The following is a 630-nucleotide window of genomic DNA, read 5'->3' on the forward strand; positions in this document are numbered from 1 at the left end:
TGGGCCGGTCAGCGCCGGGCCGGCGCGGCGGTCAGTGCGCGGCCGGGGCGGGCAGCGGGGGCGATTCCATGCCGGCCGCCTGCACGAAGGTGAGCGTCGTGAGGTAGCTGGCCTCGCCGTACTTCTCGCCTGCGTGTTCGCCGGGCTGCTTGTCGCTGTGCTTGACCTCGGCCACGTACTGGCCCTTCCAGGGCAGCTCGAAGTGCACCGTGCCTTCGGCATTCGTGGCGGCCTCGCGAGCCCAGCCCGAGGGCGATACCAGGGTCACCTGGGCCTTGGGCAGCGGCTTGCCGTTGAACACCACGCGCAGTTCGCCCGCCTTGCCGGTGGGCACCACGTCCAGCGGCGCAGTGGCGGCCACGGGCTGCGCCAGGCTGGCCACCCAGCGCGCGGCGGGACGCCACAGCAGCGGTGGCTGGCCGGCCTTGGTGCGGTCGATCAGCGGATACGGCGCCTCGGCGAACAGCGTGTCGGCCGGCGCCGGCAGGGCGTAGGTGAACGCGGTGGCGGTGCGCTGGCCTTCGATGCGCCGGGCCTCGCCGCCGCGTGGCTGCTGCTGCTCGAGCACCGGCACGCCCTTGAACTTGTCGAGCGCACCGTGCGACTTTTCCAGCAGGCCGTCGGCGTATT

At 73.0% G+C, this 630-nt stretch carries 1 protein-coding gene; it reads right to left on the minus strand.

Annotated elements, in window-relative coordinates; translation table 11 throughout:
* Positions 1 to 31: 31 nt before the first annotated feature.
* A partial coding sequence (locus AC27IQ_RS26620) for a DUF4198 domain-containing protein (RefSeq protein WP_487091476.1) occupies positions 32 to 630 on the minus strand: 599 nt, incomplete at its 5' end.

The sequence above is a fragment of the Acidovorax sp. KPB24-07 genome (genome assembly GCF_057543315.1).